We start from the raw sequence: 14,318 nt of genomic DNA on the forward strand, positions 1-14,318 counted from the left end.
TGTACGTCTCCCGTCCCGCTCACGCGCAACGCAGTGTCATGTGCCGTGGGCACAGTGTTACCCAGTAGCCCGGGGGGCCGCGCCGAGGCTCGCGTGGTGCCGCCTCATTTGCTGGGCGAACTCCCGCCCCTCATTGGTCAGTTCATCGGATTCAAGCAGGATCGTCAGCGCCTCGCCCACCTGATCGTGCATATGGTCGAACTGTTGCCCGGCGCTGGACCGCCAGAGCCGGGGCACGGCCCGGGCCGTGGCGGCACGCCGCCACAGATCGGTCAGGGCCAGGTGCGCGTAGGCGCCTTGAAGGACGCCGCCGATGGGCCTGGCGTCGGGGCGCCAGCCGACCCGGTGCACGGCGGCCCGGCCCTGCCGGTACAGCGGTACGAGCTCGTGCAGGGTGGCCAGCTTGCTGTGGTGGAGTTCGTGGACGAGGGTCTCGGCCATGTCCTGCGCCCCGGCCGGCGGGGAGGCGAGGACGGCGCCCGGGGCCGCTCGCAGGGTGGCCCCGAGGGACCGGGGGCCGTGCGGCACGAGCGGGACGAGCGCGCGCAGGGCGCGCCGGACCTCGGCGGCCCGTCCCGGATCCGTGACGGCGAGCAGGGCCTGCGCGGCGCTCCAGTGCGCGGACCAGACGGCGGGGTCGGTGTCGGCGTGGTCGGCCGCGGTACGGGACGGGGTGCCGACCCCGCCGGCCGGTACCCGGTACGGGTCGAGGTCGTCGAGGCGAGCGGTGGAATCGGGCAGGATGTGCAGGCCGCTCCAGCCCGGGCCCCGGCCGACGAGGGTGCCGGTGCGCCGGTCGGTGAGCAGCAGGATGGTGGGGGCCGCGCCCGCGGGTCCCTCGGGGTGGATCCGCGCGACACGGGACCCGGCCCTGATCCGGACGCGCCCGGCGCCCACGGTCTGTCGGCCGAGGCCGGGCAGCGACAGCCGGCCGTCGGAGGCCTCGACGGCGATGTCGAGAGGGCAGTCGGCGCGGAGGGCGGCGGTGACGGCCAGGCTCTCCAGCCGGGCGAGATGGCGGTCGAGGCCGGGTCCCACGGGCTCGGCGAGTGCGGCGCCCAGCCAAGCGCCGGTCATGGGGTAGTCGAGGACGTCACGGACGACGGCGGGGTTGCGACTCTCGGCCCGCTCGAGCAGATGCCAGGATTCCTCGAAGCGCCGGAACGCCGTGGCGTCGACCGCCTCCCGGTGCCGGTGGACCCGGACCAGGAGAGCCTTCAGCAGGAGCAGGCGCCGCGCGTGCAGGGCGGACCGCAGCAGGGCGAGATCGGCCGGCGCGGCGCGGGTGCGGGCCAGCTCCGTGAAGACGGCCGCGGGCAGGGGCGCGAAGCTCATTCCCGCCTCCCTCGACAGGCCGTCGGCCGTCGCGGGGATCCGGCCGGAAACAGTCGGTCGACGCGGCACGGGTCACGCGGCTTTGTCCCCGGCGCCCTCGCACCACGCGACGACCAGCTCCGGGGAGCGCAGCAGCACCCGCTCGACCGCGGCCGACAGCTCGGGATCGTCCATGACACGCAGGGTCCGCAGGTCCACAGTGGCGAGATCGGGCAGGTGCGCGAGTCGTCCGTTGTCACGGTCGACACCGGTCGCCCACTCGTTGTGCTCCGACACCCTCGGCTCCTCCCCACCGACGCCTGTCCCCCACGGTCGTAGCGGCGGAGCGGTTCTTCCCGACGCCAGGAAGTCAGAAACCCGTTCGACTCAACTGCGCCCATTCACGCCCCCGTTATCCAGCCGTTGTCCGTAACACCCCTCCGACAGCCGCCTAGTCGGCCGTATCGCTCCATGCCCACCACGGCGGAGCGATCCGGCGGCGGTCCCCGCCGGAGGGCGGCGCCCGGAGGGCGCCCCGATCCGCGCCCGCTTCCGCCAACAGTGCCCTGGTCCGTTCGACGTCGCTCCAGTCCACCTCCACGAGCGCGGCCACGAGGCGCTGCCACTGCTCGGCCGCGGCGCGCAACACCGTGCGGGCCCGTTCGTTCCTGCCCATCAGGAGCAGCACCGCTCCCCGCGCGTGCAGCGCGCGGGCACCGGTGATCGTGCCCGGGGTGTCGCCGTGCGCCGACCGGGCGTCCTCCCAGGCCCGTTCGTACGCGGTGAGCGCGTCGCCGAGAACCCCGTCCCTGACGGACTCGCTCAACTCCAGTCTCACCCGACCCAGTTGCAGCCACACCTTGGAACGCAGTCCGATGTCCCGGGTGGTGCGGGCCGCCTGCTCCAGGAGGTGGCGACCCTCGTACAGGTCGGGCAGGAACCCGGCCCGGTGGAAGCGCAGGGCCAGCACGCTGCCGATCAGGATCCGGGCCCGGGCGCGCTCCGGCGCACCGGCCGGGAGGTCGGTGAGCGCTTCCCGCAGGACGCTCTCGGCCCGGTCGACAGGGTCCTGGCCGGGGGTGGCCGCGGCGCGGCGCATCAGGGACTCGCCCCAGGACATCAGGATCCGTCCGCGCTGCCCGCTGTCGGCGGGGGCGAGCAGCGTGGCCGCCTCGTAGGCGGCGTCCGCGGCCGGTCCGTCGCCGGCCGAGTCGTACAGCCGGGCGCGCGACGTCGTCCAGCGCAGCCGCAGGGCCATGGCCTCGCCGAGCAGGGGTTCGGCCCGGTCGAGTACGGGGGTGATCTCGGCCGGGTCGGCACCCGCGAGGTGCAGGGCGTCGGCCAGGTCGAGGAGCGCGGGGCCGCTCTCCCGGAGGGAGAGTGCGGTGGTGAGCTCGGTCGCCGCAGCGGCGCCGTCACCGCGCGCGAGGAGCAGCCGCCCGCGGCGCAGATGCAGGGTGTGGTGGTGGGCCTCCGGCCAGTCCGGTACGTCCCCGACGAGCGCGGCGAGGGCGTCGTCGAGGTGCCGGGGGTCGGCCGTGTGGCGCCACAACCCGTGGTGCGCGACGGCCTGTTCGAGCCGGGCCTCGGCCCACTCCGCACCGCCCCGCTCGGCGAGGCTCCCGGCCCGCTCCAGCGCGGCCAGCGCGCGGGTCAGCAGCTCCTGGCGGCGCTCGGTGCCCTGGACGGCGGCGGTGCCGGACTCCGCGTACAGCACCCGCCCGAGCAGGATCCCGGCCTCGACGGGGTGCTCCGGCAGCGCGGCCTCGGCCTGCTGGCGGGCGCGGATCAGCAGCGAGGAGTCGGACTGGCCCCGCCACTGCTCGAAGAGCCGTCGCGCCGCGGTCAGCGGATCGGGGGTGATCAGGTCGGGTTGGTAGAAGCGGAGCACGCGCGCGGGGATACGGGCGAAGAGCTCGGGTTCCGTACCGACCGGGCCGGTGGGTTCGTCGGTCTCCTCGATCGTGCCGGGCGCGGTCGCCGGGTCGTCGTCGGTGGAGTGACCCGCCAGCCGGGCGGCCGCGAGAGCCGGGAAGTTGCGCATGCCCTGGCCGAAATTGCGTTCCACGTACTCGGAGCAGTGCTTGAGGACGAGCGCGGCGGCGCTGCGGTCGAGGGAGCCGAGGAGGTGCTGCTGGACGCCGGGCGGGTAGCTGAAGCAGGGGTACGGGGACGGGCCGGGCAGTTGGCGCAGCAGCCCGCTGAGCAGGACCTCGGCGAGCTCCATGGGACCGGTGTCGGGCAGCATGGCGCGCTGCACGAGCTGCATGACGGGAAGGGCGAGCGGGGCGGCGGCAAGATGGACGGCGAGCCGCATCGCGCCCGGCGAGGCGCCGGCGCTGAAGGCCCGCAGCAACTCCCCGTCGCTGCGCGGGGCGCGGGCCGCCGCCCGGCTGCCTGGAGATGTGGTCGCGGTCGGCGTGGACGGCCCCGGTGTGTCGGGGGCGATCATGGCGGCCCAGCCGCGGACGCCGCCCGAGCCGTGGCCGGAGTGGAGCCGCGCCCAGGAGGCGAACGCCTCGGGGGTGGGCGTGAGCACGGGCACCGCGCGGGTGTCCGGGGCGGCCGGCTCCCAGGGCTCCTCGTCGGGCTGGAAGCCGGTGTGCCCGCCGGGGGACGCGGGGCGCAGTAACAGGCCCGGTTCGACGGGCAGCGCGGTCCGGGGCCAGAGCCTCGGGGGCAGCGGCTGGACGAGGGCGAGCGGGGACTGCCGGGGCCACTGGTGGATGAGCCGCTGGGCCGCGCCGCGCTGCCACAGGGGGCCGACGCAGTCGCTGACGATCAGGGTGAGGCGGCGCCCGGTGGGGTCGTGGAGCTGGTCGCCGGGGCGCAGCCGGGGCCGGCCGTCGGGTCCCGAGGTGGTGGTGACCAGCGGCGCGCCCTCGCCGGTGTCGTACAGCCGGTGGACCTGGACGTCGCGGAAGGCGCCGGACTGCTGGCAGGCCTGGCGCAGTTCCTCGACCATGCGGGTCCAGACGACCATGGCGGGGCCGGTGTCCATGAGGAGCTGGATGTCCGGGCGGCGGCCGGCGGCGGGGCGCAGGACGGGGGTGAGGATGCCCGCGGCGGCGCTGCGTTCGGCGGTCGCCTCCTCGTCGAGGAGGCCCTCGCCCGGTCGGAGCGGGAAGTGGGCGTAGTGGCGCAGGGGGCGGAGCGCCTTCTGGAGGCCGAGGAGGCCGGGCAGGGCGTTGGCGCCGGGCGCGCGGACGGGGAGCGTCCTGTTCCGTTCCGTACGGGGGTCGCCTCCGGTACTTGCTTGGGCTCCGGGGCTTCCGGGGCCTCCCGGGCGGACGAAGAGGATGTCTACGCGGTCCGTGGGGCGGGCGGGCCGGGCTCCGTCGTCACCGGGGCCGGCGCGCGTGCCCTCGTCCGTACCGGAGCCGTCGAGCCCCGTACCCGTACCCGTACGGGGATCGCCGGGATCTCCGGGATCGCCGCCGCCCTCGCCGATGGCCGGATCTCGCCCCTGCGCCGAAAATGCGGGGCGGGCCGAGCCCTCCGCCGTGCCGTCCGCGAGGCCGTGCCCGAGGCCGTCCGCCGGGTCCGGTGAAGCGCGCGGCAACCACTGCGCGAGCCAGACGGCGTCCGCGACCTCCTCGGCCGTGGGGTCCTGGCCACCGGCCCGCAGTCTGCGGGTGAGCTCTTCCAGGTGCATCCGGTGCGTCCGGTGCATCCGGCCATCACCTCGGCTGATCGAGCGGCTGCATGAGCATGTCCGCGATGCGTTCCCGGGTCACCCGCTCGGTGCGCGGGGCGTGCTGGGTCAGATAGATCGCGTTCAGGAGCTGGTCGGTGGCGATGACCTCGCCCGGTTCGCGGTTCAGGAAGCGGCTGACCAGGCCCTCTTCGCCGGCCGCCGCGTCGGGCCCGAGGTGCGCCTCGATCATGGCGCCGAGCTGCTCCTCGCCCGGCGCCTCCAGTTCCAGGCGGATGCAGCGGCGCAACAGGGCGGCGGGGAAGTCCCGTTCGCCGTTGGAGGTGAGGACGATGAACGGGAACGTGGAGCAGCGGACGCGCCCGCCCATGACGGGGACCTTGCGGCCGTCGTCCGTGAGCACCTGCACCACCGGCTCCCGGTCGGCGAGCCGCTCCAGCTCCGGGATGGCGAACTCGCCCTCCTCCAGGGCGTTCAGCAGGTCGTTCGGCAGGTCCAGGTCGCTCTTGTCGAGCTCGTCGATGAGGAGCACGCGGGGCTGCTCGGAGGGGAGCAGCGCGGTGCCGAGCGGTCCGAGCCGGATGTACGAGCCGATGCCGGCCGGGGTCGCGGCGGGCACCGTCGACCCGGCCTGGGCGCGCTCCAGCTGGACGTCCTGGAGGCGGCCGATGGCGTCGTAGCGGTAGAGCCCGTCCTGGAGGGTCGAGCGGCTGACGATCGGCCAGCGCAGCACGCGGCCCAGGCCCAGTTCGTGGGCGACGGCGTGCGCGAGCGTGGACTTTCCGGTGCCGGGGTTGCCGGTGACCAGGAGCGGCCGACGGAGGTAGAGGGCCGCGTTGACGGCGTCGGTCTCGGCGGGCCGGGGGTGGTGGTTCTGGACCAGGCGGCGGCGCACGCCGAGCCGCCGGTCCGAGCCGGCCAGGGTGTCGTCGGCACCGCCGGTCGAGAAGTCCCGCCACGGCGGCGGGGCGGGCAACCGCCGTATCTCGTCGTGCGGGTGGCCGGCACCACGGTAGATCCGCCAATCGTTCACGATGAACTCCTCCTGGCTGTGGTGGCATGGCCCGGCCCGTCGAAAATACCGCCCGCCCGCAAGACTGCCCACGCACATTCCGGACCAATCGGGTCTGCTGTTCGGGGGGTTCTCACCAGTCCTCCTCGCCGAGCATCGGCGGTACCTGGAGCGGATCTCCGTGCGGGGGGCGGTCGGGGGGATCGAACAGTACGGCGAGATGCGCGGCCCAGGCGTGCTCCGCGGACGAGTCCGCGTCCGGGTACGAGTCCGGGTACGCGTCTTCCGAGTCCGGGTCCGCGCCCTCCGAGTCGCGGTACGAGTCCGGGTGCGCGTCCGCGTCCGCGGCCACCCGCTTGCGCAGGGAGATCACCGGCCCGTGCAGCCCGTCGGCCTTGCCGGCCTCCGCGAGCAGCCGGCCCGCCCGCTCATGGAACTCGGCGCAGTCCGTGTGGTCGTGGGCACCGCCGCGCCACAGGGCGATGGGGTGCCCGGCGGCGAGCGCGGCGGCCATCGCCTTGAGCCCGTCACCGCTGCCGACCGGGCCGCAGTAGACGGGCACCGAGCCGTCCTCGGCCTCGGAGAGCCGTACCCAGGCCTGCCTCGGGGACTCCCGGCGGATCCGCGCCGCGTGGACGTCCCGCCCCGCCCTCAGGGTCTCGGCGCGCAGCGGTACCGCTCGCAGCGGGCCCAGACCGGCCGTGCGCCACCGCTTGTGCCACTCGGGCGCCGGCGGTCGCGCGTGGCGGCTGGCGTCCCGTATGACCACGATCCGGCGGTGGCCGAGGGGCAGCGAGCGTTCGTCGAAGAGCTCGTCGTCGGGCGCGAGCCGCCAGGTGTCGAGGGGTTCGTCGAAGAGCTCGCGCGGCAACAGCGCCTCGACGGCGGCCAGATGCTCGCCGCGGTCGCCCCGCGCCAGCGCGTCCGCGAGCGGCTCGCGCAGGGTGTCCCGGAGCCGTTCGCGCTCGACCCCCTCGTCGTCCCCGTGCAGGGGGGTGATCGTGCGCCCGTCGAAGAGCAGCTTCACCCGCCAGGGGAACTTCCGGTCGTAGCGCGGGGTGTCGATCTCGACGAGGACGTCCGCACGCGCGCCGGGCTCCCGCCCCGAGCTGCCGCCGGCGGGTCGGCCGGACGCGAGCACTCCGGCGATCGCCTGGCGCGTGAGGAGCGGTGTCTCCGCCGCCGCGTCGGTGACCCAGGCGGCCAGGCTCCGGATCGCCGCGCTGTCGCCGTGCCGCTCCCTGACGTGCCGGGCGACCTTGGCCGCGTACACGAACACGGCGTTCAGACCGAGGTCGGAGGCCGTCTCCTCGTTCGCCTCGTGCAGGTCGTGGAGTTCGTGGAGGAGTCCGACGCCCTCGCGCCAGGTCCGCGGGGCGACTTCGAGCATGGGGCGCAGGTCGTGGCCGACCGTCAGCCTCCGGGCCTCGTCGACGAGGTGCAGCACGTCGCCGGGCCCGGTGGGCTGGGGCAGTTCGGCGAGCCGCCCGTACAGATGGATACGGCGTCCGGGGTCGAGGCCCTGGGCGCCGGGCGGCCGGTGCCGGAGCTGCGCCCTGGTCCAGTCGGCCTCGCCGGAGAGCGAGCGGTAGCGGGCGAGGTGGTGGCGGTCGTGGGCGCGCATGACCTCGGAGAGCACCTCGCCGCCCCGCTCCCGGTAGAGCCGCCGCAGGGAGGTGATGGGGACGGCGGCGCCCTCGTCCGCGCCGCGCCCCTTGTTGAGGCCGATGACGACGGCGCGGTTCAGGTCCACGACCGGTCCGCCGGAGAGCCCCTCCACGGGCTGCGTCCCGCTCAACAGGAGGGCCTCGCCGTCGACGCCGTGGACCGTGCCGACGGCTTCGCGGATCGCGAGCCGGCCAGTCACCCGGGACCAGCCGTGCAGCGCGACGGGGAGGGGCTCGGCGATGACGGGCCGGCGCTCACTGAGCCGTACGCAGCTCGCGTCCCGGGCGTCGGGGACGCGGACGAGCGCGAGGTCGGGGAAGTCCCACCGGTCGAGTCCGTCTTCGGGCACGGCGGGGCGCGGGCTGGCCAGGACGACCTCCCCGGTCGTCACGCCGCCGTCCCAGACGATGCCGACGGCCCGCTCGCCCTTCCACACCGCGCTTCCCCCCTTTGCCACGACATGGGCGCAGGTCAGCACCCAGCCGGGGGCGATGAAGAAGCCGGTGCCCCAGTACCGGTCGCCGTGCGGGTCATACCCGTCACCGGGAGCCGCGATGCGTACCAGTGCGGGGCGCACGAGGGATTCGAAGGCGCTCATACGGCGCCATCGGCCGCCGGGCCCGGTTCGGTCCAGGTGAGGGAGACCGAGATCGAGGCCGTCCCGCCGCCCTCCGCGAGCACGCTGATCACCTTCCCCGCCTGCGCGGACAGTTCGATGCCGAAGCTGACGGAGACCTCGACCGGCGACTGGGGGTCGAGCCCGTTCCGCAGCGAACCGACGACCCCGCGCACGACGTCGGTGAGTCCTCCCGCCATGGAGACGACCCGGTCGCCGATGCCGGTGTCCGTGAAGCCTCCGCCCCGGCCCAGTTCGTCCGGCTCGCTGATGCGGGCCCAGACGGGCGTTCCGTCGTCCAGTCGTATCCGAGCGATCCCGTGCGTCACAGCGGCCCCCCGCTCCCCGAAACGATGATGAAGAAGGCTAATCGCTGCCGCTGACAAGCGCGAGGGGCCGCGGGGACCACGGCCTATCCTGATCGCATGTACTTCACTGACCGTGGCATCGAGGAACTGGAGAAGCGGCGAGGCGAGGAGGAGGTCTCCTTCGAGTGGCTCGCCGAGCAACTGCGTACGTTCGTCGACCTCAACCCCGACTTCGAGGTGCCGGTCGAGCGCCTCGCGACCTGGCTCGCCCGGCTGGACGACGAGGACGACGAGGACGAGTAGGGAGCCGCTCCCGGGTCACGGAGCGCGCAAGGTCCGGGGGCACGGACCGCGCAGGCGGTCGTACGCAAGCCCCAGCGCGCCGTGGGCCACGAGCAGCGCCCCCGCCGTCGCCCAGCCTCCGCTGCGGCGGCCGATGCCCCAGATGAGCAGCGGCAGCCCCGCCCCGAGTTGGGCCGCGCCGAGCAGCCGGGCCCTCGGACCGAGCAGATACGGACCCAAGGGGCCCCCTTCCACCGCTTCGAGTTCCGCGCGCACCGCGTCGCGCCAGCCGGACCATTCGAGCTCTTCGGCCCCTTGCGCCCGGGCCACGGAGCGGAGCCGGTCGGCGCTCTCGCCGGGGGTGAGTCCGGTGGGCAGGTCGAGGCCGACGCGGGCGAGGACGGCGATCAGGCCGATGAGCCGGGCGTGCGCGTCGGCGTCCCTGTCGGGTTCGGTGAGCGGCTCCAGGGCCTGGACGTCGAGTACGGGGTCGAGGGCGAGCCGGGCCGCGAAGGTGCGCATGGCCTCGTCCTCGCCGACGGGGGTGCCGTCCGCGAGCCAGGTGTAGCCGACGGTGCGGCGGAATCCGGCGGCGAGGGTGAATCCGGCCCGGTCCGCGTCCCACCAGAGCGCGAGGACGGGCCAGGTGGCGGCGGAGACGGCCAGCGCGGTGGCCCAGCCCGTGACGACCCGTTCGACGGGCTCGCCGCCGTGCAGCCAGGGCTTTCCCTCCGGGACGATGACGCTCCATTCGGTGCCGGCCGGTGCGAGGAGCAGCTCTTCGCGCAGCAGCTGGGCCGGCGGCCGGACCGCCGGAAGCTCGGCGCGGCAGAGCAGGAGCGCCCCGACAGGGCTCGATCCGGATGTCGCGTTCATGGGCCTTACGCTAGGCCAATTTGTCCCGTTACGCGGGCGAATGACCGCACACACCTCCACCGAAGGGGGGTTGACTTCCCTGTACCGCGATATATCGTGTCTAGCGAGAGACGCGATATGTTGCGTCGCCGAACGGGAGGTCAGCACGATGACAGAGTGGTCCGTGGCCGAGCCGACGAAACTCGCGCTGACCGGTCCCGTGGCGCGCCTCCAGGTGCGTGTCGTGAGCGGCACGGTGAACGTGGTGGGCACCGACGAGAGCACCGCCCGCCTGGAGATCTCCGACATCGAGGGCCCGCCGCTGATCGTGACCCAGGAGGGCTCGACCCTGACCGTGAGCTATGAGGACCTGCACTGGAAGGGCTTCCTCAAGTGGCTCGACCCCAAGGGCCACCGCCGCCGTCGGGCCGTCGTCTCCGTGGCCGTCCCGGCCGGTGCGGACGTCGAGGTGGGCGTGATCGGCGCCGGCGCGGTGATCTCCGGCATCAAGGGGCGTACGGACGTCCGGGGCGTCGCGGGTGACACCACGCTCGTCGGGCTCTCCGGCCCGGTCCGTGCGGAGAGCGTCTCCGGCTCCGTCGAGGCCCAGTCCGTCACGGGCGCGCTGCGAGTCAGCACCATGACCGGCGATCTGACGGTCATCGACGGCTCGGGGGCCTCCGTGAAGGCCGACACCGTCAGCGGGGACATGGTGATCGACCTCGACGCCGGCGGTCTGGACGGCCCGCCCGCCGACATCCGGCTGACCAGCGTCTCCGGCGAGGTCGCCATCCGGATTCCGCACCCGACGGACGCCCGGGTCGAGGCGAGCACGACGAGCGGCTCCGTCTCGAACGCCTTCGACGATCTGCGGGTCGGAGGGCAGTGGGGCGCCAAGAGCATCACCGGCACGCTCGGCGAGGGCCGTGGCACGCTCAAGGCCACGACGGTCTCCGGCTCGATAGCCCTCCTGCGCCGCCCGGACCCGGTCGGTTCCGACGACTTCGACACCACCTCTTCCGGAAAGGTGCTGTGACATGCCGCCCGTCTTCGCCCACGGCCGACTGCGCCTCTATCTGCTCAAGCTCCTCGACGAGGCCCCACGCCACGGCTATGAGGTGATCCGCCTCCTGGAGGAGCGCTTCCAGGGGCTGTACGCACCCTCGGCCGGCACGGTCTATCCCCGGCTCGCCAAGCTGGAGGCCGAGGGCCTCGTCACACACGCCACCGAAGGCGGGCGCAAGGTGTACTCGATCACCGACGCGGGCCGCGCGGAGCTGGCCGGCCGCGTCGGCGAACTGGCCGATCTGGAGCTGGAGATCCGCGACTCGGTCTCCGAGCTCGCCGCCGAGATCCGCGACGACGTGCGCGGGGCGGCGGGCAAGCTGCGCAGCGACGTGCGCGCGGCGGCGAGCGAGACCCGGCACAAGGGCTCCTCGTTCGCCGACGCCAAGGAGGAGCTGCGCCGGGCCAAGCAGGAGTGGAAGGAGCAGGCCCGCCAGGCCCGCGAGGAGGCGAAGTCGGCGCGCCTGCAGGCCAAGGAGTTCCAGCGGATCGCTCAGCAGGTCCAGGAGGAGGTCCAGGACCGCTTCGCGCGCGGCGACTGGCCGTCGGGCGTCTGGGAGGGCATCTCGGACATCACCGCGCAGCTGGGCGGCCTGGTGACGGGCACGACGCACCCCAAGGCGTCGGGCCGCGCCACCTCCCCGGAGGAGGCCGTCGCGGACTGGGCCCGGAACGTCGAGTCCACCGGCGAACCGGCCCGCGATCTGGACCGGCTCCTGGACCGCTTCCGCGACGACATCCGCGACGCGGCCCGGGACCACGGGGTGACGGCGGACCAGCTGACCGAGGCCCGCCGTCACCTCTCGACGGCGGCGGACCGGATCACCTCCCTGCTGCGCCCGGAGCGCAAGGACGTCTAACCGGCCTGCCCGGCGCCGGGCGTCGGCACGGCCCGCCCGCCGCGCCGGACGTCCAGCTGGCGTGCCCGGAGCGCCGGGCGTCTACCCCGCCTGCCCGGCCCGGGAGACCGTCACCGTCACCCGGGCCCCGGGCGCCGCGAGGACCCAGGCGCGGCCCGTGTCCTTGCGGAGCACGAGCGCCTTCCCCCGGGCCGTCACCTGCCAGGCGCCCGGGGGAAGGGACAGCTCGGTGACGCGGGGCCCGCGGCGGGACGACTCGTACGCGAGCCGGTAGACGCCGGCCCCGGAGTCGTACGCGGCGGAGGTCACCGTGCCCGCGACCGAGTCCGCGTAGGGCTCGGCGGTCAGCTCCTTGTTCGTACGGAAGGTCCCGGCGCCGTCCACCGCGCAGTACCCGCCGCCGTAGCACCAGACATAGCCGGCCCACCCGCTGCCGTACCGGCCGAGGGAGGCCATCGCGTCCCGGTAGAAGCGGTTCATGTTCGGCAGGGAGTTGTTGAGGGGTCCCCACTCCCCCACGACGACCGGGACCTTGTACTCCTCGGGATACCGGGTCACGGCCTGCTCGTACGTCTCGATCCAGCCGGCCGCCGGGTCGTAGTCGGCGCCCGCCTCCATGGCGGTGTTGTAGAAGTGGGGGGCGTAGACGATCTTCGGGTCGTCGATCCTGCCGAGGCCCGTCGGCACGCCCTCGCCGACGATCGGGGTCGGCTCGACGAAGACCCAGGTGTCCCGGTCCACCGAACGGACCGCGTCCGCGAGCCGGTTGTACATCGGGGTGAGCTGCTCGCGCTCGATGCGCCGGGCCGCCGTCGGCAGGTCCTCGCCCTCGCGCAGCTCGCCCATCGGCTCGTTGATCAGGTCGTAGCCGAGGACGGCAGGATGGTCCTCGAAGCGGTCGGCGAGCACGCGCCACATCGCCGCCTGGGCGGACCGCAGGTCCTCGTCCTCGTAGAGATGGGTGAAGGCGCGCTGGACGGCCGGCTCGAAGTACTCGGCGAACCAGTCGTCCGGGTGCGGGGTGAAGGGCAGCCCGTCGGTCCTGGTGGCCCACGCGGGGACACCCCGATGGCCGAAGGCCGGCCCGAAGACGTCCTGGTGGGCGTCGATGAGGACATGGACGTCGTACTTCTCCGCCCAGTCAAGGACGCGTTCGATCTTCCGCAGGTAGCCCTGGCTGTAGCGGCCCCGCTCCGGCTCCAGGTCGTCCCAGAAGACCAGCAGCCGGGCGAAGTTGAAGCCCTTCGCCCGCATGTCGCGGAAGTGCCGCTCGGTGACGGCGGAGAGGGCCTGCTCTCCCCGATTGGCCTTGTCCTCGACGTTCCAGCCGCGCAGGGTGAGGGCGCGGCCGCGGTCGTCGGTGAGGACGGGTATGTCCGGGGCGCCTTCGTCGGCGCGGGCGGTGGTCGGGGTGAGCAGCGCGGCGACAACGGCGCCTGCGGCAAGGGTCGTTCGCAACAAGGGAACCTCCGGCACGACGGTGTGTTCGCAGTGCCGGAGATCCCATCAGCAGATCTGACGATGCATCAAGACGTCGTCAGGACGATCTTTCCGAAGAGCTCGCCCGAGGCCATCTTCTCGAAGCCCTCGCGGGCCCGGTCCAGCGGCAGCACCTCGTCGATCACCGGACGTACGCCCGTGGCGGCGCAGAACGACAGCAGGTCCTCCAGCTCGTCCTTCGTGCCCATCGTCGAGCCGACGACCTTCAGTTCCAGGAAGAAGATCCGGGTGAGCTCGGCGTGCGCGGGGCGGTCGCCGCTCGTGGCGCCCGAGATCACCAGGGTGCCGCCGGGGCGAAGCGACTTGACCGAGTGCGACCAGGTGGCGGCGCCGACGGTCTCGATCACGGCGTCCACCCGCTTCGGCAGCCGGGCGCCCGGCTCGTACGCCTCGACGGCGCCGAGCTCGACGGCACGCTTGCGCTTGGCCTCGTCCCGGCTCGTGGCGAAGACCCGCAGGCCGGCGGCCTTGCCGAGGGCGATGGCCGCGGTGGCGACCCCGCCGCCCGCGCCCTGCACCAGGACCGAGTCGCCGGGCCGCACGCCCGCGTTGGTGAAGAGCATCCGGTACGCGGTGAGCCAGGCGGTCGGCAGGCAGGCGGCCTCCTCGAAGGTGAGCTCCGCGGGCTTGGGGAGCACGTTCCAGGAGGGCACGGTGACGCGCTCGGCGAAGGTGCCCTGGTAGCGCTCGGTCAGGATGGACCGGGGCTCGTCGGGCCCGACGCCGTGACCGGTCTGGCCGATGACGGAGTGCAGGACGACCTCGTTGCCGTCCTCGTCGATGCCCGCGGCGTCGCAGCCGAGGATCATCGGCAGCTTCTCCTCGGGCAGCCCGACCCCGCGCAGCGACCAGAGGTCGTGGTGGTTGAGCGAGGCGGCCTTGACGGTGACGGTGGTCCACCCGGGACGCACCTCGGGCTCGGGCCGCTCTCCCAGCTCAAGGCCGTTCAGCGGCTGGTCGCGGTCGATTCGGGCGGCGTAGGCAGCGAACATGGCCCCGAGCGTAGGGTCACCCACCCGCGCGACGGAACCAGACACCCCTGTGACGCACGTCCCCCGGCGGTACGCGAAAGGGCCCCGCTCTGCACAGGATGCTGTTGGTTTATCCGGGGCCTTATGCCTTCTTCGCCCCGTCGATCGTTTGGTCGGCGGGGCGAAGTCGTGCGAAGTGGCTGGTGCGGGTG

At 73.8% G+C, this 14,318-nt stretch carries 12 protein-coding genes; 3 read left to right on the plus strand and 9 right to left on the minus strand.

What is annotated here, in order from left to right; genetic code table 11:
• Positions 1-57: 57 nt before the first annotated feature.
• The 6 genes from ACZ4VI_RS29730 to ACZ4VI_RS29755 all read right to left on the minus strand — a co-directional run bounded on the left by ACZ4VI_RS29730 (position 58) and on the right by ACZ4VI_RS29755 (position 8,594).
• On the minus strand, positions 58-1,335 hold the full coding sequence (locus ACZ4VI_RS29730; RefSeq protein ID WP_468004173.1) for an aKG-HExxH-type peptide beta-hydroxylase: 1,278 nt from the start codon (positions 1,333-1,335) through the stop codon (positions 58-60).
• A 72-nt stretch (positions 1,336-1,407) separates the two neighbouring features.
• On the minus strand, positions 1,408-1,611 hold the full coding sequence (locus ACZ4VI_RS29735; protein ID WP_468004175.1) for a hypothetical protein: 204 nt from the start codon (positions 1,609-1,611) through the stop codon (positions 1,408-1,410).
• 154 nt (positions 1,612-1,765) lie between these two features.
• Positions 1,766-4,987: an SAV_2336 N-terminal domain-related protein gene (locus ACZ4VI_RS29740; RefSeq protein WP_468004177.1), complete on the minus strand. Its 3,222-nt coding sequence runs from the start codon at positions 4,985-4,987 to the stop codon at positions 1,766-1,768.
• Between the two features lie 7 nt (positions 4,988-4,994).
• Positions 4,995-6,002: an AAA family ATPase gene (locus tag ACZ4VI_RS29745; RefSeq protein WP_468004178.1), complete on the minus strand. Its 1,008-nt coding sequence runs from the start codon at positions 6,000-6,002 to the stop codon at positions 4,995-4,997.
• 112 nt (positions 6,003-6,114) lie between these two features.
• A complete protein-coding gene (locus tag ACZ4VI_RS29750; RefSeq protein WP_468004180.1) occupies positions 6,115-8,247 on the minus strand; it encodes a VMAP-C domain-containing protein in 2,133 nt (710 codons plus the stop codon).
• Complete coding sequence (locus ACZ4VI_RS29755) at positions 8,244-8,594, minus strand: CU044_2847 family protein (protein WP_468004182.1); 351 nt, start codon at positions 8,592-8,594, stop codon at positions 8,244-8,246. The genes ACZ4VI_RS29750 and ACZ4VI_RS29755 overlap by 4 nt, the downstream gene beginning before the upstream one ends.
• A 96-nt stretch (positions 8,595-8,690) precedes the next feature.
• Here ACZ4VI_RS29755 and ACZ4VI_RS29760 point away from each other — a divergent pair, with 96 nt between their 5' ends.
• Positions 8,691-8,876, plus strand: a complete 186-nt coding sequence (locus ACZ4VI_RS29760) for a DUF6104 family protein (protein ID WP_468004183.1) — start codon at positions 8,691-8,693, stop codon at positions 8,874-8,876.
• A gap of 15 nt (positions 8,877-8,891) precedes the next feature.
• Here ACZ4VI_RS29760 and ACZ4VI_RS29765 read toward each other — a convergent pair whose 3' ends face one another.
• Positions 8,892-9,731: a hypothetical protein gene (locus tag ACZ4VI_RS29765; protein WP_468004185.1), complete on the minus strand. Its 840-nt coding sequence runs from the start codon at positions 9,729-9,731 to the stop codon at positions 8,892-8,894.
• A 148-nt stretch (positions 9,732-9,879) separates the two neighbouring features.
• Between ACZ4VI_RS29765 and ACZ4VI_RS29770 the strand changes: the two genes are divergently transcribed.
• Positions 9,880-10,746, plus strand: a complete 867-nt coding sequence (locus ACZ4VI_RS29770; protein ID WP_468004186.1) for a DUF4097 family beta strand repeat-containing protein — start codon at positions 9,880-9,882, stop codon at positions 10,744-10,746.
• Position 10,747: 1 nt separating this feature from the next.
• Positions 10,748-11,635, plus strand: a complete 888-nt coding sequence (locus ACZ4VI_RS29775; protein ID WP_468004188.1) for a PadR family transcriptional regulator — start codon at positions 10,748-10,750, stop codon at positions 11,633-11,635.
• An 81-nt stretch (positions 11,636-11,716) separates the two neighbouring features.
• Here the strand turns inward: ACZ4VI_RS29775 and ACZ4VI_RS29780 are convergent, their stop codons facing one another.
• Together ACZ4VI_RS29780 and ACZ4VI_RS29785 are read right to left on the minus strand one after the other, a co-directional pair.
• Positions 11,717-13,054 (minus strand): cellulase family glycosylhydrolase, encoded by a 1,338-nt coding sequence (locus ACZ4VI_RS29780; RefSeq protein WP_468004201.1) that lies wholly within the window; start codon positions 13,052-13,054, stop codon positions 11,717-11,719.
• Positions 13,055-13,161: 107 nt separating this feature from the next.
• Positions 13,162-14,127 carry a zinc-binding dehydrogenase gene (locus ACZ4VI_RS29785; RefSeq protein WP_468004190.1) on the minus strand — a complete coding sequence of 322 codons (966 nt, stop codon included), beginning with the start codon at positions 14,125-14,127 and terminating at the stop codon, positions 13,162-13,164.
• Positions 14,128-14,318 lie beyond the last annotated feature (191 nt).

It is taken from the genome of Streptomyces sp. NPDC029169, from assembly GCF_055563935.1.

Excerpts from the sequence above, each read along its gene's own strand:
- ACZ4VI_RS29750 (WP_468004180.1), bottom strand. The coding sequence starts at position 8,247 with ATGAGCGCCTTCGAATCCCTCGTGCGCCCCGCACTGGTACGCATCGCG.
- ACZ4VI_RS29740 (WP_468004177.1), bottom strand. The coding sequence starts at position 4,987 with ATGCACCGGACGCACCGGATGCACCTGGAAGAGCTCACCCGCAGACTG.
- ACZ4VI_RS29730 (WP_468004173.1), bottom strand. The coding sequence starts at position 1,335 with ATGAGCTTCGCGCCCCTGCCCGCGGCCGTCTTCACGGAGCTGGCCCGC.
- ACZ4VI_RS29770 (WP_468004186.1), top strand. The coding sequence starts at position 9,880 with ATGACAGAGTGGTCCGTGGCCGAGCCGACGAAACTCGCGCTGACCGGT.
- ACZ4VI_RS29765 (WP_468004185.1), bottom strand. The coding sequence starts at position 9,731 with ATGAACGCGACATCCGGATCGAGCCCTGTCGGGGCGCTCCTGCTCTGC.
- ACZ4VI_RS29785 (WP_468004190.1), bottom strand. The coding sequence starts at position 14,127 with ATGTTCGCTGCCTACGCCGCCCGAATCGACCGCGACCAGCCGCTGAAC.
- ACZ4VI_RS29775 (WP_468004188.1), top strand. The coding sequence starts at position 10,748 with ATGCCGCCCGTCTTCGCCCACGGCCGACTGCGCCTCTATCTGCTCAAG.
- ACZ4VI_RS29760 (WP_468004183.1), top strand. The coding sequence starts at position 8,691 with ATGTACTTCACTGACCGTGGCATCGAGGAACTGGAGAAGCGGCGAGGC.